This is a genomic window from Pseudomonas sp. TWR1-1-4, from assembly GCF_049897165.1.
In the GTDB taxonomy this organism is placed as follows: Bacteria; Pseudomonadota; Gammaproteobacteria; order Pseudomonadales; family Pseudomonadaceae; genus Aquipseudomonas; species Aquipseudomonas canadensis.
Genome location: NZ_JAFCVS010000001.1, coordinates 950,126 through 970,143, shown reverse-complemented (window position 1 = coordinate 970,143; position 20,018 = coordinate 950,126). Strand labels below are relative to the sequence as shown.

At 61.4% G+C, this 20,018-nt stretch carries 20 protein-coding genes; 8 read left to right on the top strand and 12 right to left on the bottom strand.

The features are described 5' to 3' along the window. Positions 1 to 19: 19 nt before the first annotated feature. From ACP7C6_RS04505 to yegS, 3 genes are all read left to right on the top strand, one after another. A complete protein-coding gene (locus ACP7C6_RS04505) occupies positions 20 to 502 on the top strand; it encodes a chemotaxis protein CheW (RefSeq protein ID WP_010564003.1) in 483 nt (160 codons plus the stop codon). Continuing rightward, positions 503 to 895, top strand: coding sequence for a DUF2802 domain-containing protein (locus ACP7C6_RS04500; protein WP_028617308.1), 393 nt, complete (start codon positions 503 to 505; stop codon positions 893 to 895). An 861-nt stretch (positions 896 to 1,756) separates the two neighbouring features. After that, complete coding sequence (yegS, locus tag ACP7C6_RS04495; RefSeq protein WP_311893319.1) at positions 1,757 to 2,677, top strand: lipid kinase YegS; 921 nt, start codon at positions 1,757 to 1,759, stop codon at positions 2,675 to 2,677. Here the strand turns inward: yegS and ACP7C6_RS04490 are convergent. The 3 genes from ACP7C6_RS04490 to ACP7C6_RS04480 all read right to left on the bottom strand — a co-directional run bounded on the left by ACP7C6_RS04490 (position 2,636) and on the right by ACP7C6_RS04480 (position 5,004). Next, positions 2,636 to 3,295, bottom strand: coding sequence for a response regulator transcription factor (locus tag ACP7C6_RS04490; protein ID WP_028617306.1), 660 nt, complete (start codon positions 3,293 to 3,295; stop codon positions 2,636 to 2,638). The two genes, yegS and ACP7C6_RS04490, sit on opposite strands and share 42 nt — an antisense overlap. Continuing rightward, entirely contained in the window at positions 3,292 to 4,182 is an 891-nt protein-coding gene (locus ACP7C6_RS04485) for a sensor histidine kinase (RefSeq protein ID WP_426108321.1), read from the bottom strand. Before ACP7C6_RS04485 ends, ACP7C6_RS04490 begins: the two co-directional genes overlap by 4 nt. A gap of 372 nt (positions 4,183 to 4,554) precedes the next feature. Beyond that, the gene (locus ACP7C6_RS04480) at positions 4,555 to 5,004 is read right to left on the bottom strand and encodes a hypothetical protein (protein ID WP_028617304.1); all 450 of its coding nucleotides are present in this window, start codon (positions 5,002 to 5,004) and stop codon (positions 4,555 to 4,557) included. Between the two features lie 540 nt (positions 5,005 to 5,544). On the opposite strand from ACP7C6_RS04480, the gene ACP7C6_RS04475 reads away from it, so the two are divergent. Both ACP7C6_RS04475 and ACP7C6_RS04470 read left to right on the top strand, forming a co-directional pair. Further along, a complete protein-coding gene (locus tag ACP7C6_RS04475) occupies positions 5,545 to 6,480 on the top strand; it encodes a chemotaxis protein CheV (protein WP_028617303.1) in 936 nt (311 codons plus the stop codon). A 39-nt stretch (positions 6,481 to 6,519) separates the two neighbouring features. Then, complete coding sequence (locus ACP7C6_RS04470) at positions 6,520 to 7,326, top strand: MOSC domain-containing protein (RefSeq protein WP_353632303.1); 807 nt, start codon at positions 6,520 to 6,522, stop codon at positions 7,324 to 7,326. Positions 7,327 to 7,392: 66 nt separating this feature from the next. Here the strand turns inward: ACP7C6_RS04470 and ACP7C6_RS04465 are convergent, their stop codons facing one another. From ACP7C6_RS04465 to ACP7C6_RS04430, 8 genes are all read right to left on the bottom strand, one after another. Continuing rightward, a complete protein-coding gene (locus tag ACP7C6_RS04465; RefSeq protein WP_010208796.1) occupies positions 7,393 to 7,677 on the bottom strand; it encodes a pyrimidine/purine nucleoside phosphorylase in 285 nt (94 codons plus the stop codon). Positions 7,678 to 7,740: 63 nt separating this feature from the next. Next, the gene (locus tag ACP7C6_RS04460; protein ID WP_236318607.1) at positions 7,741 to 8,283 is read right to left on the bottom strand and encodes an exonuclease domain-containing protein; all 543 of its coding nucleotides are present in this window, start codon (positions 8,281 to 8,283) and stop codon (positions 7,741 to 7,743) included. A 73-nt stretch (positions 8,284 to 8,356) separates the two neighbouring features. After that, positions 8,357 to 10,240, bottom strand: coding sequence for an acetyl/propionyl/methylcrotonyl-CoA carboxylase subunit alpha (locus ACP7C6_RS04455; RefSeq protein ID WP_353632304.1), 1,884 nt, complete (start codon positions 10,238 to 10,240; stop codon positions 8,357 to 8,359). Positions 10,241 to 10,455: 215 nt separating this feature from the next. Continuing rightward, entirely contained in the window at positions 10,456 to 11,217 is a 762-nt protein-coding gene (locus tag ACP7C6_RS04450) for an enoyl-CoA hydratase/isomerase family protein (RefSeq protein WP_353632305.1), read from the bottom strand. After that, on the bottom strand, positions 11,214 to 12,371 hold the full coding sequence (gene atuD / locus ACP7C6_RS04445) for a citronellyl-CoA dehydrogenase (RefSeq protein ID WP_016976328.1): 1,158 nt from the start codon (positions 12,369 to 12,371) through the stop codon (positions 11,214 to 11,216). The genes ACP7C6_RS04450 and atuD overlap by 4 nt, the downstream gene beginning before the upstream one ends. Positions 12,372 to 12,416: 45 nt before the next feature. Then, positions 12,417 to 14,033 (bottom strand): geranyl-CoA carboxylase subunit beta, encoded by a 1,617-nt coding sequence (atuC, locus tag ACP7C6_RS04440; protein ID WP_353632306.1) that lies wholly within the window; start codon positions 14,031 to 14,033, stop codon positions 12,417 to 12,419. Between the two features lie 3 nt (positions 14,034 to 14,036). Continuing rightward, positions 14,037 to 14,909 (bottom strand): SDR family oxidoreductase, encoded by an 873-nt coding sequence (locus ACP7C6_RS04435; RefSeq protein ID WP_028617296.1) that lies wholly within the window; start codon positions 14,907 to 14,909, stop codon positions 14,037 to 14,039. Positions 14,910 to 14,922: 13 nt separating this feature from the next. After that, positions 14,923 to 16,701 carry an acyclic terpene utilization AtuA family protein gene (locus tag ACP7C6_RS04430; protein ID WP_426108308.1) on the bottom strand — a complete coding sequence of 593 codons (1,779 nt, stop codon included), beginning with the start codon at positions 16,699 to 16,701 and terminating at the stop codon, positions 14,923 to 14,925. A gap of 153 nt (positions 16,702 to 16,854) precedes the next feature. Between ACP7C6_RS04430 and ACP7C6_RS04425 the strand changes: the two genes are divergently transcribed. Together ACP7C6_RS04425 and ACP7C6_RS04420 are read left to right on the top strand one after the other, a co-directional pair. After that, positions 16,855 to 17,478, top strand: a complete 624-nt coding sequence (locus ACP7C6_RS04425) for a TetR/AcrR family transcriptional regulator (RefSeq protein ID WP_028617294.1) — start codon at positions 16,855 to 16,857, stop codon at positions 17,476 to 17,478. 94 nt (positions 17,479 to 17,572) lie between these two features. Next, on the top strand, positions 17,573 to 18,361 hold the full coding sequence (locus tag ACP7C6_RS04420; RefSeq protein ID WP_073860026.1) for a substrate-binding periplasmic protein: 789 nt from the start codon (positions 17,573 to 17,575) through the stop codon (positions 18,359 to 18,361). A gap of 42 nt (positions 18,362 to 18,403) precedes the next feature. Here the strand turns inward: ACP7C6_RS04420 and ACP7C6_RS04415 are convergent, their stop codons facing one another. Next, positions 18,404 to 18,955, bottom strand: a complete 552-nt coding sequence (locus ACP7C6_RS04415) for an RNA polymerase factor sigma-70 (protein ID WP_005789991.1) — start codon at positions 18,953 to 18,955, stop codon at positions 18,404 to 18,406. Between the two features lie 302 nt (positions 18,956 to 19,257). Between ACP7C6_RS04415 and ACP7C6_RS04410 the strand changes: the two genes are divergently transcribed. Further along, entirely contained in the window at positions 19,258 to 20,010 is a 753-nt protein-coding gene (locus tag ACP7C6_RS04410) for a thioesterase II family protein (RefSeq protein ID WP_236318611.1), read from the top strand. The last annotated feature ends 8 nt before the right edge of the window (positions 20,011 to 20,018 follow it).

Below are 20,018 nucleotides of genomic sequence, written 5' to 3'. Positions count from 1 at the left end.
ATTTGAAGGGGTCAGGGGTATGAACAAGTCAGCGTCCGCACAAGGTTTGGATGATCCGATCCTGCAATGGGTTACCTTCAAACTGGACAACGAGTCCTATGGCATTAACGTGATGCGCGTGCAGGAAGTGCTGCGCTACACCGAGATCGCCCCGGTGCCGGGTGCGCCGAGCTACGTGCTGGGTATCATCAACCTGCGCGGCAACGTGGTGACAGTGATCGACACCCGCCAGCGTTTTGGCCTGGTGCCGACTGAAGTCAACGACAACACGCGTATCGTCATCATCGAGGCCGACAAGCAAGTGGTCGGGATCATGGTCGACAGCGTGGCCGAAGTGGTTTACCTGCGCCAGTCTGAAGTGGAAACTGCGCCGAACGTGGGTAACGAGGAGTCCGCCAAGTTTATCCAGGGCGTGTGCAACAAGAACGGCGAGCTGCTGATTCTGGTTGAGCTGGACAAGATGATGAGCGAAGAAGAATGGTCGGAACTGGAGAGCATCTGATTGTTCCTTGAGGCCGCGGTGATTGTCCTGGCCTTGTTGTGGGCCGGGACTTTGGCATTTCTGTTGCGCTATGTGCGTCAGCAGCGTGAACTGTTGTTGCAGCAGGCTGAGCGTGATGCTCTGCGTGATCGACGGGTGCTGGAGTTGGTGAAGCGGGTTGATCACTTTCAGCAGAGTGCGGTGAAAGTCGGGGACGAGGTGCATGAGTTGCGCGCGATTCTTGCGCCGTTGCCTGACAAACTGGCGCAGATTGAACAGCGGGATCCTTCGAGTCTTTCGTTTGCGCAGGCTGCTAAGCTGGTGGGGATGGGGGCTACGGTGGATGAGCTTACTCAGTCGTGTGGGTTGACTCAGGCTGAGGCGCAACTGATGAGTAAGTTGCATAAGAGTTGATTGAGTACATATCCGTTGCTGCGGTAACGGCTGGTATTGGTTCCGCCCTTACGGCGGCTCACTTTTGGAAAGACCCAAAAGTAAGCAAAAGGTCTTCGCCCCAACACTCGGCACCTCGCTTAGGCTCGGTGTGCCCTCACTCCGGCTTTGGAGCGTGGGCCGCCGCGATGGGCCATCCTTGGCCCAGCGCGGCTAACCCGGCGTCCTGCCGGGTTACCCACGCTCCAAAGCCTGCGTTCGGCCAGCGTGTTTGACGGGGCGCCTAAGATCAAAATCAAGATCAAGAGCGACTCGCTTCGCATCGTGGATACGCGGTCCCTGTAGGAGCCGGCTTGCCGGCGAAAAACGTGAGAACGCCGCGTTCATCCAGACACCCCACGTCATCGTTAACGACCATCGCCGGCAAGCCAGCTCCTACAATGAACCGCGTTTGCCTTTGCCTTTGCTTCACACCACTCAAGCCGGCTGTCAGGCCGCTGTGCTCTTGCTTTTGATCTTGATCTTAGGCGCCCCGTCAAACACGCTGGCCGGAATTCGACAGGGATTCGGGGGGTAAACCGGCAGGGATGCCGGTTTAGCCGCCCCGCGCCATGGATGGCGCGTGGCGGCGGCCCCCCGAATCACTGTCGGATTACGGGCATACCGAGCCTAGGCGAGGTACCGAGTGTTGGGGCAAGAGCCTTTTGGTTACTTTTGGGCTCTTTTCAAAAGTGACCCGCCGTAAGGGCGGAACCAATACCCGCCGTTACCCAAAAAACGAATATGTACTCAATCATCCAATTTTTTTCCCATCCAATGGCTTTTTTCTCCCCGCCCAAGGTCCACATCCTCCAAGCACCCTTGAATCAGGAGATTCCCGCAATGACCACCCCCAAAGCCCTGTTGATCCTCCACGGCAAGCAAGCCCTCAACGAGGACGTCCGCACCGCCGTGCAGGCACGGCGCGAGCAGGGCGGCGAGTTGGCGGTGCGGGTCACCTGGGAAGGCGGAGACGCCCAACGCCTGGTCAACGAAGCCCTGGCCGGCGGCTACACCCATATCATCGCCGGTGGCGGCGACGGCACCCTGCGCGATGTGGCCGAAGCCATGGCCCAGGCCAAGACCGACGCCAGCCTGGTGCTGATGCCCCTGGGCACCGCGAACGATTTCGCCAAGGCCGCTGGCGTGCCGCTGGAGCCCGCCCAGGCCCTGGCGCTGGTGGACGTGCCGCCAAGGGCGATCGACCTCGGTCAGGTCGGGGGGCAGATCTTCCTCAACATGGCGACAGGTGGTTTCGGCAGCCAAGTCACCGCCAACACTTCCGAGGACTTGAAGAAAGTCCTGGGCGGCGCCGCCTACTTGTTCACGGGGTTGACGCGGTTCAGCGAGTTAAAGGCCGCCTACGCCGAGCTGGATGGCCCGGATTTCCATTGGAAAGGCGAGTTGCTCGCCCTGGGCATCGGCAACGGTCGCCAGGCAGGCGGTGGGCATGAACTATGCCCAGGCGCCATGGCCGATGACGGCCTGCTGGATGTCAGCATCTTGCCCGCCCCTCAGGAGGTGGTCGGCACCTTGCGTGAGTTGATGAGCAATGGCTGGGGCCTCGACACCATGTTTGTGCGGGCGCGCTTGCCATGGGTGAATATCAAGGTCGCGCAAGGTCTGTACATCAACTTGGACGGCGAACCTCTTGAGGGCGATGACCTGCACTTCGAAGCCCTGCCCAAGGCCCTGCGCGTGCACCTGCCGGTGGATTCGCCGTTAGTCGTCCAGGCTGATGATCTGCTCGCGCACCGCAAATAACACCAGGCCCGCCACGTCGAAAATCTGCAAACGCTTCATGATCTGCGAGCGGTGCGCTTCCACGGTCTTGATGCTCAGGCCCAGGCCGTGGGCGATTTCCCGGGTGGACTTGCCGCGCACAATCAACCGCAGAATCTCCAACTGCCGCGCGGTAAGGTTATGGCTATGGCCGGCCGGGGTGGTGGGGCCCTGGCTGCGCACCAGCGCCTGGTTGATCACCGTGTGGGCAATCGCCGGGCTCAGGTAGCGCTCGTTGTTGCGCAGGGCCAGCAATGCGTGTTCCAGCTCGTTGGCGGTGGTGTCCTTGAGCAGGTAGCCGTGGGCGCCGGATTCCAGCGCGCACATGATCAGTTCCGGGTCGGTGTGCATCGACAGGATCAGCACGCGGCTCTTGGGGTAGGCGCGCTTGAGTTGCTGCAGGGCATCCAGCCCGCCGGTGTGCTTCATCGACAGGTCCAACAGCACGATATCGGGCAGCAGGGCGCTGAACTGCTCCAGCAACTGTATGCCATCGCTGGCCTCACCGACCACCGTGTAGCCGGGAATGTCCTGGACCAGCGCGCGTACGCCGGCCCGGATCAGAGCATGGTCATCCACCAGGAGTAATGTGCAGGTCACTCGATAACCTTAGGGGAACTGGCCCGTTCGAGGGCGCGGGGCGCCCAGGGGAAAAGCGCGTCGATCCGTGTCCCTTTGCCTGGCTGGCTCTTGACGGATAACGAACCGCCAAGCTGATCAATCCGCTCGGACATGCCGGCCATGCCTCGTTGGCCTTCCAGGCCCGGGTTGATGGCCGGCGAAAAACCCTGGCCGTCATCGCAGATATTCAGCGACAGGCCCTCGGGCAGGCGTTGCAGGCGTACCAGCAGATTGCGCGCCTGGGCGTGGCGAAGCATGTTGGTCACCGCTTCCTGGGTGATGCGAAAGGCCGCCACGGCCATTTCTTCCGGGATGCCGGTCAACCGCTGCTGGCATTCCAGGCTCCAGTGAATTGGGGTGTTTTCCAGGGTCTTGAGCAGGTGCGCGCGCAGGCTGGCTTCCAAACCCAGGCTGGCCAGCTGGCGAGGGTTGAGGATGGCGGAGACGTCACGCACCTTGGCCAGGGTTTCATTCAGGGTGTTGCACAGTACTGTGCATTGGCTTTGCAGGTCTTCGGGCAGGCGGCGCTTGAGCCATTCGCTTTGCAGCTTGGCGGCGGTGAGCAGTTGGCCAATATCGTCATGCAATTCGCGGCTGAGGCGGTGGCGTTCGTTTTCCTGCACTTGCAGCAGGCGATCGGCCAGTTCCTGGGGCTGGAACTTGATGGATTTACGCGAGTGCCACTGTTGCAGGCCGACCACCACCAGCGTGGCCAGGTTAAGTACCACCAGCAGCGGCAAGGCGGCGGAGAAACTGTAGGCCCACAGGCTCAGCAGCAGCGAGCCAAGGCACAGGGCGAGGATCAGACGGCGTGCATTGCTGCGGGACGCGGACCTTGCGATGAGTGTCTTGAGGTTGGCGTACATAGCGGATGGAGCCAATGAAGGTTCGCTGCGGGAAGTCCGGTCACGGCGGCTGACAGGACTCTGTTTGGAATGCGTTATCGAATCGTTTTTATGCATGATGAAGTTGAGTCACTTCGAGTCGGGCATAGTACCACCACTGTTACCGTTGGTCGCCTAGTGCCGTGCCTGGCAAGGGGTATTAACTGCGCAAATGCTCCGGGCGGTATTCCCAGAGTTCATGGAGTGGGGGGGGTTATATTATTTTTGTTTGGTTGTATCGTTATTGCGGTTAATGGCTAATTGATATCTTTGTCGGCTCAGTTCAACTCGGTTGGATTAACAGCTTATGTCGTTTTCAGACAACTTCAGGTTTAAATACGACCTGCGATCGACTCAGGACGCGTGATGCATGCGTTGCTGTGGTTTAACACTGAAATCCTTTTGTGGAATATGCAGCGTTACCGTAGCAATCAGCGTGGTCTGCTCCGCCTCATCCAGTGCCAACTGACCTGTCTTTACATCAATCAATTCCAACTGCCAGGCCAGCAACTTGAGGCACTCCTCCAGGGCGTCCAAGGCTTGATCATGCAATTGCAGGGGGCTTTCGGCATTGGCGATCAGGTACTGGATATGCCGTGAAAATTCGCTGATCGCTTGCAGGGCAAGGCAGTCGGCCTTTTCAGCGAGCTTGATCAAGCTGATCTTCATGCAGTCGATGGCGTCACTGTCGTTTCGGATCAAGTGCAGGTGGCTCAGGCACTCTTCCGACTTGACCAGCAGCTTTTCAGCTTCATGCAGGAATTCGGGAAGAGCAAGTTGCCACTCCTTACCGTCGTTCATCATGCAAGTCTCCACAACATAAGGTCGGGTGATGAGATGTCGCACCGGGTGAATGGCTTAAAAGTAGCGATCAAATATGACTGGAATCTGTAGGTTGCTTCCGAGTTTTTAGTAGGGCGTTTATTAGAGTGACGGCAACGGCTCTGCGCGGCCCTCGTAGGCGGGGTCAATTGCGCACCTTCAATTGCCGACATCTGGATGTCTGGAAGGGCCGTGGGCCGAGGGCTTGGGATGGCAAACAAAAGCCTGACTCCATTCATGCATTGAGAATGGCGTCACATTAATGGCTATTAGATATTGCGAATATCAGGTTGGGCCTGATTGTGCATAGGGGAATCCCTTACATAGCGGAACCTTGCATCGAATTGAATGTCGTGCAACGTCGCTGTACCGCTCTGTGGAGAGGCCAGCGCAGTAAACCATGATGTCAGTGTGACATCAATGAATTTACGTGGCATTTTACAAGGGTCAAGGTCTGGCGCTTGCCGCCGATAACAAGCCTTAAGTGAGCAGCACAATCCCTTTGCGCATCAGGAGCTTTTAATGGCTGGCATTCTCGACACGGTAGATCAACGCACGCAGCTGGTGGGTGAGAATCGCCTGGAGATCCTCATGTTCCGCCTGTTCGGGCGTCAGCTGTTCGCGATCAACGTGTTCAAGGTGCAGGAAGTCCTGCAACTGCCCAAGCTGACCTTGATGCCGCAGCGCCATCCTTTCGTCTGCGGCGTGGTCAACCTGCGGGGCCAGACTCTGCCGGTGATCGACCTGTCGCAGGCCATCGGCATGCGCCCGTTGGTGCCGGGCCCTAACAGCACCATTATCGTCACCGAGTACAACCGCTCGGTGCAGGCGTTCCTGGTGGGCGGTGTGGACCGCATCGTCAACATGAACTGGGAAGCTATCCTGCCGCCGCCGACCAGCGCCGGCCGCCAGCATTACCTCACGGCCATCAGCAAGGTCGACGACCAGTTGGTGGAAATCATCGACGTGGAAAAAGTCCTGGCCGAGATCGTCCCGTATAACGCCAAGGTCTCCCGTGAAAAACTCGAAGACCCGGTGCTGGAGCGCGCCCGTGGCCGTGAGGTGCTGCTGGTGGACGACTCCAATGTGGCCCTCTCGCAACTGCGCGACACCCTCGGCCAACTGGGCGTGAAGATGCACATCGCCAGTGACGGCCTCAAGGCGCTGAACATGCTCAAGGCCTGGGCTGACGCCGGCCATGTAATGACCGATAAGCTGCTGATGATCTTCACCGACGCCGAAATGCCCGAGATGGACGGTTACCGCCTCACCACCGAAATCCGCAACGACCCGCGCCTGCGTGGCCTGTATGTAGTGCTGCACACCTCGTTGTCCGGCAGCTTCAACGACTCGATGGTGAAGAAGGTCGGCTGTGACAACTTCCTGTCCAAATTCCAGCCCGACAAGCTGGTCGATGTGGTGCGTCAGCGTCTGATGCTGGACGAAGCGCCCGCTTGACCTTAGGGTGACGGCTTTGCCCCTCAGGAATGCAGGCCCATGCTTCGTCTCAGTGCGTTGTACCGTTACCCCTTGAAGTCCGGCAAGGCCGAAATCCTGCAGCAGGTCGGCCTGGATAAGCTCGGGGTGGACGGGGACCGACGCTGGATGCTGGTGGATGAAGCCAGCGGGCGTTTCCTCACGCAGCGTGCCGTGGCCAAGATGAGTCAGTTGTCGGCGCTGTGGAACAGCAGCGGCGGCCTCACATTGAGTTCTCCGGGCTACGCCGCGCTGGACGTGGCGCTGCCGGGTAGCGACGCCGAATTGCGGGGTGTGACGATCTGGCGTGACACTCTGCGCGTACCGGACGCGGGCGACGCGGCGGCCGCTTGGGTCAGCGACTTCATCGGCAAACCGACGCGCCTGGTGCAAATCCCCGTTGAACGCGCCCGCACCACCCAGGCCGGTTACGGCAAGGACGACGATCAGGTCGCGTTTGCCGACGGTTATCCGCTGCTGGTGATCGGCCAGGCGTCGCTGGACGATCTTTCCCAACGCATCGGCCGCCCCATGGACATGCTGCGCTTTCGTCCCAACCTCGTCATCGAGGGCAGCGCAGCCTTCGCCGAAGACGGCTGGAAACGCCTGCGCATCGGCGACGTGGAGTTCCGTGCGGTCAAGCCGTGCTCGCGCTGCATCCTCACCACCATCGACCCGCAAACCGGCGAGCGCAGCGCCGACCGCGAACCCTTCGCCACGCTGGAGGCTTACCGCAAGACCGAAGACGGTGCGATTTTCGGCCAGAACCTGGTCAACGATGGCATTGGGCGGTTGGAAGTCGGGATGCCGGTGACGTTCCTGGAGTAGTTTTCCTCACGCATAAAAAATGCCCGTCGCTTGTGAGACGGGCATTTTTTTGCTTCCGGGAAAGCCTTAGCCGCGGTATTCGCACAGGTAAGCAGTGTCCACGGCGACTTTCAGCTGGAACTTGCTGTTGGCCGGCACGTTGAACTGGCTGCCGGCGGCGAAGGTTTCCCACTCGCTGGCATCCGGCAGTTTGACGGTCAGCGCGCCGGACACCACGTGCATGATTTCACGTTGGGCGGTGCCGAATTCGTATTCGCCGGGGGCCATGACGCCGATGGTCGCCGGACCTTCTGCGGTGCCGAAAGCGATCGACTTGACGGTGCCGTCGAAGTACTCGTTGACTTTAAACATGGGCGATTCCTCGGAAAAGGGTCTGGAAAGGTCGGCCAGTATGCCCAAGGGCAGAGGAGCTGCCTAGACCGGCAAAATCAGCGGCAGCAGGCGCGCCGTATTGCGTGCATCCTCCAGCGCCCGATGTTGCTGGCCATGAAACTGCATCCCCGCCAATTGCAGGGCGCCATTGAGCCCCAGGGGCTTGTCCAGGCGGCGGGCCTTGGCGAAGCGTTGCTTGAGGTTCACATGGGGCGTGGTGGCGAGTGCGCTGGCCAGGCCATGGCGTTGCCATTCCAGTTCCAGTTGCTTGCGATCGTAATCGCCCCAGCTGGCCCAGCCTTCCAGGCGCGGCTGATGCTGGCCCAGCCAGCGCTCGAACAGCGGCCACACCTCGGTAATCGGCGCCGCGTTATCGATATTGGCCTGGGTGATGTGGGTCAGTTGGCGGCAAAAGGGCGTCAGCAATGGCCGGCGCAGCGGCCGCACAAAGCGCTGGAAGTGGTCCAGCTCGCGGCCCTGGCGGTTGACCAGGCTCGCGCCGATCTCGATGACTTCCATCTCCGTCACGGGCCAGCCGCCTTCATCCGTTGTGGCTTCAAGGTCAATAATCAGCCAATGAGGCATCGTGCAGGTTCCCGTACTCTTCCCTTTCTGTTGGGGATAGAGCGTAGCCCGGCCCTGTAGTTCCGCCTAGGGGCTAGACGATCTCCAGCAGAACCTGACGATTGCGCACCTGATCACCGGCAATCACTTGCACGCCCTTGATCACACCGTCGATACCGGCCGTCAGCGGATGCTCCATTTTCATGGCTTCGAGTACCAGCAGCAATTGGCCTTTGGTCACGCTGTCGCCGACGCTGACCCGCACATCGACGATTGCACCGTCCATCGGCGCCTTGACCGTGCCGCTGCTGGCGTCGGCCTGGCGGCTGGCGACTTGCTGGGTGCGGTTGATCACCTTGAGGCCGGGCAGCCACAACTGATTGGCGTCGAGGTGATAGGCCATGCGGCGCCGGATGCCGTTGAATACCAGGGTGACGTGGCGACCGTCGGTAGTGAGTTGCAGTGGCTCAGCACTGACGGTATGGATGTTCCCGTTGACCTCCAGGCGATAGGTGCAAGGCGCGCTGGCGTTGTTGCGCCATCCCGCCAGGCCTTGGGGGTGCTGGTTGGCACTGTGCTGGTAAAACAGCGCGGCGGCCAGGGCCAGCTGTTCTGTTGATGGCTTCAGGGGCGGGATTTCGCGGAAGTGCTCAGCGATAAACCCGGTACTGAAATCGCCGCCGACAAAGTCCGGATGCTTGAGCAAATCCACCAGCAGCAGCTGGTTGGTCGCGACCCCCAGCAGCACCGTGTCTTCCACTGCCCGGAGCAATTTGCGTCGCGCCTCTTCGCGGGTGGCGCCATGGGCGATGATCTTGCCCAGCATCGGGTCGTAGAACGGGCTGATGCGTTGGCCTTCCATCACGCCATGGTCGATACGCACGCCAGTGGCTGGGTCCCAGCGCAATACATCGCCGGTTTGCGGCAGGAAGCCTTGGGTCGGGTCTTCCGCGTACAAGCGCACTTCCATGGCGTGGCCGCTGAGGGTGACGTCGGCCTGCGTCAACGGCAGCGGTTGGCCGGCGGCGATCTGCAGTTGCCAGTCCACCAGGTCGAGGCCGGTGATCAGTTCGGTCACCGGGTGTTCCACTTGCAGGCGCGTGTTCATTTCCAGGAAGTAGAACCGACCGTGGCGGTCGAGCAGGAACTCCACGGTGCCGGCGCCGACGTAGTTCACCGCACGTCCGGCCTTCAAAGCAGCTTCGCCCATGGCTTGGCGCAGCTCGGGCGTCATGACAGGGCAGGGGGCTTCTTCGATGACTTTCTGGTGGCGGCGCTGGATCGAGCAGTCGCGCTCACCGAGGTAAATGAGGTGGCCGTGGCTGTCGCCGAACAGCTGGATTTCGACGTGGCGCGGGTCGATCAAAGCGTGTTCGAGGATCAGTTCGTCGCTGCCGAAGGCGTTTTTGGCTTCCGAGCGGGCGGTGTGCAGGTTGTCCAGCAGGTCTTTCGATTGGTGTACGAGGCGCATGCCGCGACCGCCGCCGCCGGCGCTGGCCTTGATCATCAGGGGGTAGCCGATGCGGTCGGCTTCCTGTTGCAGGGTGGTGTCGTCCTGGGCGCTGCCTTGGTAGCCGGCGATGCAGGGGACGCCGGCTTCGAGCATGGCGAGTTTGGACAGGCGTTTGCTGCCCATCAGTTCGATGGCTTCAACGCTGGGGCCGATGAAGGTGAGGCCGGCGTGTTGGCAGGCGCGGGCGAAGTCGGGGTTTTCGGAGAGGAAGCCGTAGCCGGGGTGGATGGCGTCGGCGCCTGTTCGTTTGGCGGCGTTGAGGATGGCTTCGATGTTGAGGTATGACTGGTGGACGGGGGCAGGGCCGATGTGGACGGCTTCGTCGGCCATTTGCACATGCAGGGCCTGAGCGTCGGCGTCGCTGTAGATGGCCACAGTGCGATAGCCCAAGGCCTGGGCGGTGCGTTGGATGCGGCAGGCGATTTCGCCGCGGTTGGCGATCAGGATTTTTGTTAGCTGCGGCATTGCTGCGGTCCTCGGGTACATATCCATTTCTGCGGTAACGGCTGCTGGCGGTTCCGCTCTTACAGCGGGTTACCCACGGATTCAAGCCTGCGTTCGGCCAGCGTGTTTGACGGGGCGCCCAAGATCAAAATCAAAAGCGCGGCGGCCTTAGAGCCGACCGGTTTGTACGTGCCGTACTCGGTCCAAATGTGGGAGCGGGCTTGCCCGCGAAGGCGTCATCTGCACCACTTCGGTTTCCGCTTCTGCACAAACGCCTGCGTCCCCTCAATCCCTTCCTCACTCCTCACGGCCTCGGCAAACCACTGCGCTCCTCGATCCAGTACTGCCTCAAGCGGTTCATCCACACTCGCGAGCAGCAGCGCTTTGGTCCGTGCATTGGCGCCTGGCGCACACTTCAGTACCTGGCTCAACACTGCATCCAATCGTTCTGCCAGCGCCTGCGGATCGCGCTCGGTAAAGTGCACGACCCCCAGTCGCTCGGCCTCTACGCCATCAAAGCGCGCGGCGGTCAGTGCCAAGCGGCGTGCCTGGGTCAGGCCAATTCGCTTGACCACAAACGGGGCAATCTGCGCCGGCAACAAGCCCAGGCTGGTTTCCGGCAGGCCGAATTGCGCTTGGTGATCGGCGATGGCGATATCGCTCACGCACGCCAGGCCAAAACCGCCGCCCAGCACCGCGCCTTGCAGCACCACGATCACCACTTGCGGCACGGCTTCCACTGCCTGCAGCAAGGTGCCAAACGCCCGGTTCAGCGCCTGGAGTTGATTGCCCGCCGTGACCAGGTCTTTCACGTCCGCCCCGGCGCAAAAGTGCTCGCCCGCGCCGCTGATCACCACGGCCCGCGTCTGGCTGTCCAGCTGCGCCAGCACGCTGCGCAGTTCATTGACCATTTCCAGGCTCATCGCATTGCGGCATTCCGGGCGGTTTAGGGTGATGTGCAGCACACCGTTGTGCGGTTCGAGCAGCAGGGGGTTCATGATTTTTTCCCCGGCAAGGTGCCCATCAGTTTGCAGATGATGCCCAGCATGATTTCGTCGGCGCCGCCGCCGATCGACACCAGGCGCACATCGCGATAGGCGCGGGCCACGGGGTTGTCCCACATGAAGCCCATGCCACCCCAGTATTGCAGGCAACTGTCGCTGACTTCGCGGCCCAGGCGCCCGGCCTTGAGCTTGGCCATGGAGGCCAGGCGGGTCACGTCCTGGCCTTTGATGTATTGCTCGGTGGCCTGGTAGACCAACGCGCGCAGGCATTCGATTTCGGTGGCGAGTTCGGCCAGGCGAAAGTGGATCACCTGGTTGTCGATCAGCGCCTTGCCGAAGGTCTGGCGCTCTTTGCAGTATTCGATGGTGCTGTCGATACAGTGCTCCAGGCCCTTGATCATGTTGGCCGCGCCAAACAGGCGTTCTTCTTGGAACTGCAGCATCTGCATCATGAACCCCGCGCCTTCGTGGCCGATGCGGTTACGTTGGGGCACGCGCACGCCGTCGAAGAACACCTGGGCAGTCTCGGAGCTGTGCATGCCGAGCTTTTCCAGGGGCGGGCTGACGCTGATGCCGGGGGTGTTCATCGGCACCATGATCAGCGATTTGTTGATGTGCGGTTTGTCGTCGGAGGTGTTGGCCAGCAGGCAGATGAAGTCGGCGCTGGGCGAGTTGGTGATCCACATTTTGCTGCCGTTGATCACGTAGTCGTCACCGTCTTTGCGCGCGTGGGTCTTGAGCCCGGCCACGTCGGAGCCGGCGCCGGTTTCCGAGACGCCAATGCAGCCGACCTGCTCGCCGCTGATCGCCGGGCGCAGGAATTCGTCGCGCAGTTCATCGCTGCCGAAGCGGGCGAGGGCGGGGGTGCACATGTCGGTCTGCACGCCGATGGACATGGGGATGCCGCCACAGCGGATGGTGCCGAACTCTTCGGCGGCGACGATGGAGTAGCTGTAGTCCAGGCCCATTCCACCGAATTGCTCCGGCTTGGAAATGCCCAGCAGGCCGAGGTCGCCGGCCTTACGGAAGATCTCGTGGATGGGAAAGCGCCCGGCCTTTTCCCATTCGTCCACATGGGGGTTGATCTCGCGGTCGACGAAGGCGCGGACGGTGCGGCGCAATTCCTGGTGTTCCTGGGTAAAGATCATTTTTATTGTTCTCCTTATCGCGACGCGGAGCGTCTCGGGCGAAATTTAGAGGCGTGCTACACCGAAGGTATTGGCTTGCAACTCACGCACCTCGGCCTCATGGCAGATATCCAGCAGAAAGCCCAGCAAGGTTCGCGTATCCCGTGGATCAATCAGTCCGTCATCCCATAGGTTCGCGCTGCCGTAGAGCGCAGTGGACTGGCTGTCGAGCTTCTGCGCGGTGACCTGTTCCAGCATGTCCAGCACCTTGGGGTCCGGCACCAGGCCCTCTTTCAATTGCTTGGCCTCGGTGACAATGCGCAGCACCTTGCCCGCCTGCGCGCCGCCCATCACCGCCGTGCGGCTGTTGGGCCAGGCGAAAATGAAGCGCGGGTCGAGCCCCCGGCCGCACATCGCATAGTTGCCGGCGCCATAAGAACCGCCCACCACTATCGTCAGTTTAGGCACCCGTGCATTGGCCACAGCCTGGATCATCTTCGCGCCGTGCTTGATCACCCCTTGCTGCTCCGACTCAGTGCCGACCATGAAACCGGTGGTGTTGTGCAGGAACAGCAACGGCGTGCGGCTCTGGTCGCACAGCTGGATAAATTGCGCGGCCTTGCTCGCGCCCTTGGGTGTGATCGGGCCGTTGTTGCCGATCACACCGACGGCGCGGCCCTGGATGTGCAGGTGGCCGCAGACGGTGTGGGCATCGAACTCGACTTTGAATTCGAGAAAGTGCGAGCCGTCGGCCAGGCGCGCGAGGATTTCGCGGACGTCGTAGGGTTTTTTCGGGTCGTCGGGGATCAGGCCCAGCAGTTCTTCAATGGGGTACAGCGGTTCCTTATAGGGACGTTTGGGCACTGCGGGCAGGCGATCATTCCAGGGCAACAGGCCGACGATCTCCCGCGCGATCCGCACGCCATCAGCGTCGTTTTCCGCCAGGTATTCGGCGGTGCCGGCGATTTGCGCGTGCATCTCGGCGCCCCCGAGTTCTTCATCCGTCGCTACTTCACCCGTTGCGGCTTTGAGCAGCGGCGGTCCGGCGAGGAACAGCTTGGCCCGCCCGCGCACAACCACCACGTAATCCGACAGCCCAGGCTGATAGGCGCCGCCGGCCGTGGCCGAGCCGTGTACCACAGTGATCTGCGGCAAGCCCATGGCCGACATGCGTGCCTGGTTGGCAAAGCTGCGCGCGCCCTCCACGAAAATCTCTGCGGCGTAGTTGAGGTTGGCGCCGCCGCTTTCGGCCAGGGTCACCACCGGCAGTTTGTTCTCCATGGCGATCTGTTGCAGGCGCAGGGACTTCTTCAGGCCGGTGGGGGAAATGGTGCCGCCCTTGATCGCGCTGTTATTGGCCACCACCAGCATGCGCACGCCGCTGACGTAGCCGATGCCGGCGATCAACCCACCGCCGGCGGCGCTGCCGTCCTTGTCATCGTGCAGCTTGTAGCCGGCCAGGCTGGCCAGTTCCAGGAACGGCGCACCGGGGTCCAGCAGCAGGTTGAGGCGCTCGCGGGGTAGTAGTTGGCCGCGTTTGTCGAACTTGGGCTTGGCTTCCTGAGCCTTGGCGAGCAGGTTGGATTCCAACTGATGAAGTTGGGCGATGGTCGCGAGCATGGCCGCGCGGTTTTGCGCGAACTGGGCGCTGTGGGCGTCGATCAGGGATTCAATCACCGGCATGGTTTATTTCTCCGCCTTGAGCACATCCGGCAGGTAGGCACGATGAAAGCCATTGAAGGGCTCGTTCGGTGCCTGCGCCTTGTGCAACGGCCAGGCGCGGCTGCCCAGGCTGGCCGCGCCGTCGATGCGCAAGGTGCTGCCGCTGATAAACGCGGCGGCGGGGCTGAGCAGGAACACGATGGCCGCGCTGACTTCCGATTCGGTGCCGATACGCTTGAGCGGCACGTGTTCGCGCAACGTCGGGATCACCGCCTTGAACGCGCCTTCATAGGTGTCCATGCCGCTGGAGGCGATCCAGCCCGGCGCAACGGCGTTGACCCTTACCCCGGCGTAGCCCCATTCGAAGGCGGCGGTCTTGGTGAAGTTGTCCATGCCGGCGCGCGCGGCACCCGAGTGACCCATGCCGGGCATGCCACCCCACATGTCCGCGAGCATGTTGACGATGGCGCCGCCGTGTTTGCTCATGGATTGGTTGAACACTTCGCGGGCCATCAGGAAGCCGCCGACGAGGTTGGTGCGGACTACGGTTTCAAAGCCTTTCTGGTTGATTGAAGCCAGCGGTGACGGGTATTGCCCTCCGGCGTTGTTAACCAGGCCGTGGATCGGGCCGTACTGTTGAATGAGGTGGCTGACCAGTGTGGTGACGCTGATTTCGTCGCGAATATCGCAAGCGCCCCACTGCGCAACGCCGCCATCTTCGGCAATTTCCGCCGCGACCCTCTCCAACTTTTCCGGCTTGCGCCCCACCAGGATCACCTGGGCACCCAGGGCCGCCAGTTCATGGGCGGTACAGCGGCCAATACCACTGCCACCGCCGGTAACAATCACGGTGTGACCCTGAAACAGGTCGGCTTTGAAGATCGAGTCGAAGGCCACGGCAACGCTCCTGTTATTTGAGAAAATCTGCGATCTGTTGCGGCACGGCGATAGGGATTTCCAGCAGTTGCTGGGCGAAGGCCTTGCCCTGCGGGTCGATGCGCAGGCTGGCGATACCGCCGCCGCCCAGGGCGTTTTCCAGCAGGAAGTTGAGGCTGTGGCTGCCGGGCAAATACCAGCGCTCGACGCGACCGTGCACGGGGTCCAACACGTGGCCCATCCAGTCGACGATCACTTCCGGGGTCAGCGCTTCGGCGATCCACGGCAAGTACTCGGGATCGCGGGCGATCACGCCGATATTGCTGTGGTTGCCCTTGTCGCCGGAGCGCGCCACGGCCAGTTTCACCAGCGGTACGCTGGCGTCGGCGCGGCCTTGTGGCTTGGGTGGGTCAATCGGTGCTTCGGGCAGGGCGGGGGCGTCGGCAACCGGCAGGGTGCAGGCGTGGCGTTCCCCTTGAAAGTCGATCAGCAGCTCGCAGGCGGATTTATCGATCAGGAATGAAAACAGCCGGATCAACGGGTACACGGTCGGTCGTCCGCCGACTATGCCGGTCAGGCCCGGCGCCATGCCAGTGGCAGCTTGGGCAATCTCACGGGCGAACAGCACCAGCGCCTGTTTATTCGGGTGACGCACCGCCAGTTTCACCACCACTTCACGGCAGTCCTGGCGCCTTGCGTGAGTGCCATAGGTCGCTTCACTGCCGAGCAGTTCGATATTCACCTCGGTGTACGGCGCCCAGCCGCGTTGGCTGAACAGCTCCGAGGTCTTGTCGATGATTGCCTGGCTGACCCGCTCGGCCTTGGCCACCGCCTCGATTCCGGCGATCAGGCAACTGGCGGTGCAGCGGAAACCGTCCGGGTAGGTCGCGCTGACCTTGTACTGATCGCTGGGCGGCAACCCCTTGGCGCCGTGCAGGCGCACGCAGTTTTTGCCCTGCTGCTGCAATTTGACATGGCTGAAGTCGCAGATCACATCCGGCAGCAGATAGGCGCGCGGGTCGCCGATTTCATATAGCAACTGTTCGGCGACGCTGAGTTCGCTGATCAACCCACCGGTGCCGTCGACCTTACTGACGGTGAATTGGCCGTCGGCGCTGACTTCAACGATGGGAAAACCGATGTGTGCGTAGTCCGGCACGTCGCGCCAATCGGTGAAATTACCACCGGTGCACTGCGCGCCGCATTCGATGATATGCCCGGCCAATGCGGCCTGGGCGAGGCGGTCGTAGTCCTGCCAGGACCAGTCGAACTCATGCACCAGCGCCGCGCTGACCACGGCGCTGTCGACCCCGCGGCCGGTGATGACGACATCCGCGCCCAGAGCCAGTGCTTGGGTGATGCCCGGTGCGCCGAGGTAAGCATTGGCGGACACGCACACGGGCGGCAAGGGTGTGCCGTTGAACATGTCCGTAATGCCGTGCAGTGGCTTGAGCTGGGGAAGCAGGTCATCGCCCAACAGCACGGCGATTTTGAGTTCGACACCGGCTTTGTCGCACGCCGCTTGCAGGGCGGCGGCACAGGCTTGTGGATGGATGCCGCCAGCATTGCTGATCACGCGAATGCCCTGGCGTTGGATATCCGCCAGCAACGGCGTGAGCACGTCGACAAAATCCGTGGCGTAGCCCGCTTGGGGATCCTTCATGCGCGCGCCAGCGAGGATCGACATCGTGACTTCCGCCAAGTAGTCGAACACCAGGTAATCCAGCGTGCCGCCGTTCACTAGCTGGGCGGCGGCGGTGCAGGTGTCGCCCCAGAAGGCGCTGGCACAGCCGATACGAACCGTCTTGCTCATGAGAAATCCTTCCTCGAATGGCTGTGGGCGAGACTACCAAGCAAGCGCTTGGTTTGTAAACTCCAGTCACAAGTTTTAGCCAAGCGCTTGCTTGGGTGGCCGCCACGGCCTAAATTGCCGGCCAAGACGTCCGTGGAAGTAGAGGAGAGAGGCATGGATGAGCATAAAGCCCAGCGGGTGATGCGCACCATGGTCGACGGCGGCCAATTGACCGACCCCGACAGCGCCCGGGGCAAGCTGCTGCAGACGGCGGCCCACTTGTTTCGCAACAAAGGCTTCGAGCGCACGACCGTGCGTGACCTGGCCAGTGCTGTGGGCATTCAGTCCGGCAGTATCTTTCACCACTTCAAGAGCAAGGACGAGATCCTGCGTGCAGTGATGGAAGAAACCATCCACTACAACACCGCGATGATGCGCGCGTCCCTTGAGGAAACCACCAACGTACGCGAGCGGGTGCTGGCGCTGATCCGCTGCGAATTGCAGTCGATCATGGGCGGCAGCGGCGAGGCGATGGCGGTGCTGGTGTACGAATGGCGCTCGTTGTCGGCCGACGGCCAGGCCCAGGTGCTGGCCCTGCGTGACGTGTATGAGGCGCTGTGGCTGCAGGTGCTGGGCGAGGCCAAGGACGCCGGTTACATCAAGGGCGATGTATTTATCACCCGACGTTTTCTGACCGGGGCGTTGTCGTGGACGACCACCTGGTTCCGCGCAGAAGGCAGCATGACCCTCGAACAGCTGGCTGAAGAAGCCTTGTTGATGGTTTTGAAGACCGATTGAAGTGCAAGCTATTAATTTGCCGGTAGAAAGTTGTCTCGCCAGACAAAAACGCCTAGCTTATTGCCATTAGTGTTTTTGAACGGTGTGTGCCTTGATGTTTTCGCCATGGCGGCTGGCTGCAGGACTTACCTTTTGGGCACTGGGCACCGCGTGGTGGATGCCAGCCTCGGCTGCGCAGTTGGTGCGCATCGGTGCGGCGCACTTTCCACCCTACACCGTGCGCCCGGAGCAGGGCGCAGACACCGGGTTGCTGCCACAACTGGTCGAGGCCCTGAACGCCTCGCAGACCGACTACCAATTTGTGTTGGTGCCCACCTCTATCCCTCGACGCTTCCGCGATTTCGAGCAGGGCCGAGTCGATATGGCGATCTTCGAAAACCCCGCCTGGGGCTGGCAGAAGATTTCCCACACGACAGTCGACATGGGCCTGGAAGACGCCGAAATCTTCGTCGCCCAGCGTGAGCCCGGCCGTGATCAGGCTTACTTCGCTGACTTGAACGGCAAACGCCTGGCGGTATTCAGCGGTTATCACTACGCCTTCGCCAACTTCAACCCCGACCCCAAGTACATGGCCGAGCACTTCAATGCCACGTTGACCTACTCCCATGACAGCAACCTGTTGATGGTCGCGCGCGGGCGTGCCGACATCGCCCTGGTGACGCGTTCGTACTTGAGTGACTTCATGGTGCGCAACGCGGATATGGCCGGGCAGTTCCTGGTGTCGGAACGCATTGACCAGGTCTATCACCACTTCGCCTTGTTGCGCCCGAAAGCGCCGATTACGGGGGAAGCGTTTGCCGCGCTGCTCAAGCGTTTGCGCGATGATGGCGAGATGCTGAAGATCTTCGAGCCGTATCGTATCGATGTGACAGCGGTGCCCTGAGTGTGGGAGCGGGCTTGCTCCCACATTTCCTACAGCGGTCTGTCAAACCCGCCGCGCAAACGTATCGCTATGGCTCCCCGACACCTTGCGGCAGTGCACCAGCGCATCCCGGATCATGAAGTTCACCAGGGTCGGCGACACGCCGAGTTCCTTGGCGATGTCCTTTTGCGGCACGCCGTGCAAACGGTACATCTCGAACGCGTAGCGCGTGCGTTGCGGCAGCTCCGTCAGGGCGTCGGCGATGTTTTCCAGGGTGTTGAAGTTGATGTGCGAGGTTTCCGGTGAAGCGCCGTGAATAACCACATTCAAGCCTTCCTCTTCCGTCCCGGAGTATTTGAGCTCCAGGGCCTGCTTGCGGTAGTGATCGATGGCCAGGTTGCGCACGATCTGGAACAGATAACTCAATTGAGCCTTGAACGATGACGTGATCGTCGGTGCCGACTGCAGCCGGAAGTAGGCGTCCTGCACTACGTCTTCGGCACGGGAGCGGCAGCCGGTAATGCGTGCCGCGATCTTCACCAGAATCAGCCGATTATCGACGAATGCCTGGAGAAGCGGTGAGTCGCACCTGCCTGTGGATACTTGTTCCGTCATGGAAATCACCTTGTCGCAAAAGAGGTTAGGGGAGGGCGTCCTTGCTGAGGCCTCCTACACATCGGGCAACAAATTATGCTGAATGATAATGATTGTCAAATGAGAAGGCGAACTAATCTTATGCTTTCTTGTTAGGTGTGAACCACGTCTCTCTCGTACCCGGCGACTAATTATTTGCCGGTGCCGTCCGTTCTTCTGGGTGACAGGTCCGTTAGCAATACGGCCAAGGATCAGCACCCGCAGGAGGGCGAAATGGGTTTCTATCGTGCATACAGCGTGTTTCAGTTTGGAGTCGTCACTCGATGAGTACGCCGACCCGACTGCGCCTGTTCTGCCTGCCCTATTCGGGCGCCAGCGCCATGGTTTACGCGCGCTGGCGCCGGGCCTTGCCTGAATGGTTGCAGGTGTGTCCGCTGGAATTGCCAGGGCGTGGCATGCGCATGGACGAGCCCTTGCAGCGCGATATCAAGTCCTTGGCGGCCCAGCTCGCGGACGAAATCAGCCACGACTTGAGCGGCCCCTATGCCTTGTTCGGTCACAGCCTCGGCGGCCTGCTCGCCTTCGAATTGGCGCATGCGTTGCGTGCGCGCAACGTGCCGCCGCCGCTGGCCCTGTTCGCTTCCGGAACGGCCGGGCCGGCGCGTCGCGACGTCAGCGAGTACGCCATCGAAAAGACCGATGAACAACTGATCGCCCGTCTGCGCGAACTGCAGGGCACCGCTGAAGAGGCCTTGGCCAACCCCGAGTTGATGCAGTTGATGCTGCCGATCCTGCGCGCCGATTTCCTGTTGTGCGGCAGCTTCACCTACGGCGAGCGCGCACCGCTGGGCATGCCGATCCACGTGTTCGGCGGCAAGCAGGACAGCGTGCGCGCCGACCAGTTGCTCGACTGGCAGCTCGACGCCGCCAGCGGCTTTTCTCTGGACATGTTCGACGGCCACCACTTCTTCCTCATGCAACACGAAAGCGCCGTGCTGCGCTGCATGCGGCGCTACGCCGACGAACACCTGGCCCGCTGGCGCAATGGCGCGGCACGGTCACTCGCCGTCGGCTGAACAAGCCC

Excerpts from the sequence above, each read along its gene's own strand:
- ACP7C6_RS04505 (WP_010564003.1), top strand. The coding sequence starts at position 20 with ATGAACAAGTCAGCGTCCGCACAAGGTTTGGATGATCCGATCCTGCAA.
- yegS (WP_311893319.1), top strand. The coding sequence starts at position 1,757 with ATGACCACCCCCAAAGCCCTGTTGATCCTCCACGGCAAGCAAGCCCTC.
- ACP7C6_RS04485 (WP_426108321.1), bottom strand. The coding sequence starts at position 4,182 with ATGTACGCCAACCTCAAGACACTCATCGCAAGGTCCGCGTCCCGCAGC.
- ACP7C6_RS04480 (WP_028617304.1), bottom strand. The coding sequence starts at position 5,004 with ATGATGAACGACGGTAAGGAGTGGCAACTTGCTCTTCCCGAATTCCTG.
- ACP7C6_RS04475 (WP_028617303.1), top strand. The coding sequence starts at position 5,545 with ATGGCTGGCATTCTCGACACGGTAGATCAACGCACGCAGCTGGTGGGT.
- ACP7C6_RS04470 (WP_353632303.1), top strand. The coding sequence starts at position 6,520 with ATGCTTCGTCTCAGTGCGTTGTACCGTTACCCCTTGAAGTCCGGCAAG.
- ACP7C6_RS04465 (WP_010208796.1), bottom strand. The coding sequence starts at position 7,677 with ATGTTTAAAGTCAACGAGTACTTCGACGGCACCGTCAAGTCGATCGCT.
- ACP7C6_RS04460 (WP_236318607.1), bottom strand. The coding sequence starts at position 8,283 with ATGCCTCATTGGCTGATTATTGACCTTGAAGCCACAACGGATGAAGGC.
- ACP7C6_RS04455 (WP_353632304.1), bottom strand. The coding sequence starts at position 10,240 with ATGCCGCAGCTAACAAAAATCCTGATCGCCAACCGCGGCGAAATCGCC.
- ACP7C6_RS04450 (WP_353632305.1), bottom strand. The coding sequence starts at position 11,217 with ATGAACCCCCTGCTGCTCGAACCGCACAACGGTGTGCTGCACATCACC.
- atuD (WP_016976328.1), bottom strand. The coding sequence starts at position 12,371 with ATGATCTTTACCCAGGAACACCAGGAATTGCGCCGCACCGTCCGCGCC.
- atuC (WP_353632306.1), bottom strand. The coding sequence starts at position 14,033 with ATGCCGGTGATTGAATCCCTGATCGACGCCCACAGCGCCCAGTTCGCG.
- ACP7C6_RS04430 (WP_426108308.1), bottom strand. The coding sequence starts at position 16,701 with ATGAGCAAGACGGTTCGTATCGGCTGTGCCAGCGCCTTCTGGGGCGAC.
- ACP7C6_RS04425 (WP_028617294.1), top strand. The coding sequence starts at position 16,855 with ATGGATGAGCATAAAGCCCAGCGGGTGATGCGCACCATGGTCGACGGC.
- ACP7C6_RS04420 (WP_073860026.1), top strand. The coding sequence starts at position 17,573 with ATGTTTTCGCCATGGCGGCTGGCTGCAGGACTTACCTTTTGGGCACTG.
- ACP7C6_RS04415 (WP_005789991.1), bottom strand. The coding sequence starts at position 18,955 with ATGACGGAACAAGTATCCACAGGCAGGTGCGACTCACCGCTTCTCCAG.
- ACP7C6_RS04410 (WP_236318611.1), top strand. The coding sequence starts at position 19,258 with ATGAGTACGCCGACCCGACTGCGCCTGTTCTGCCTGCCCTATTCGGGC.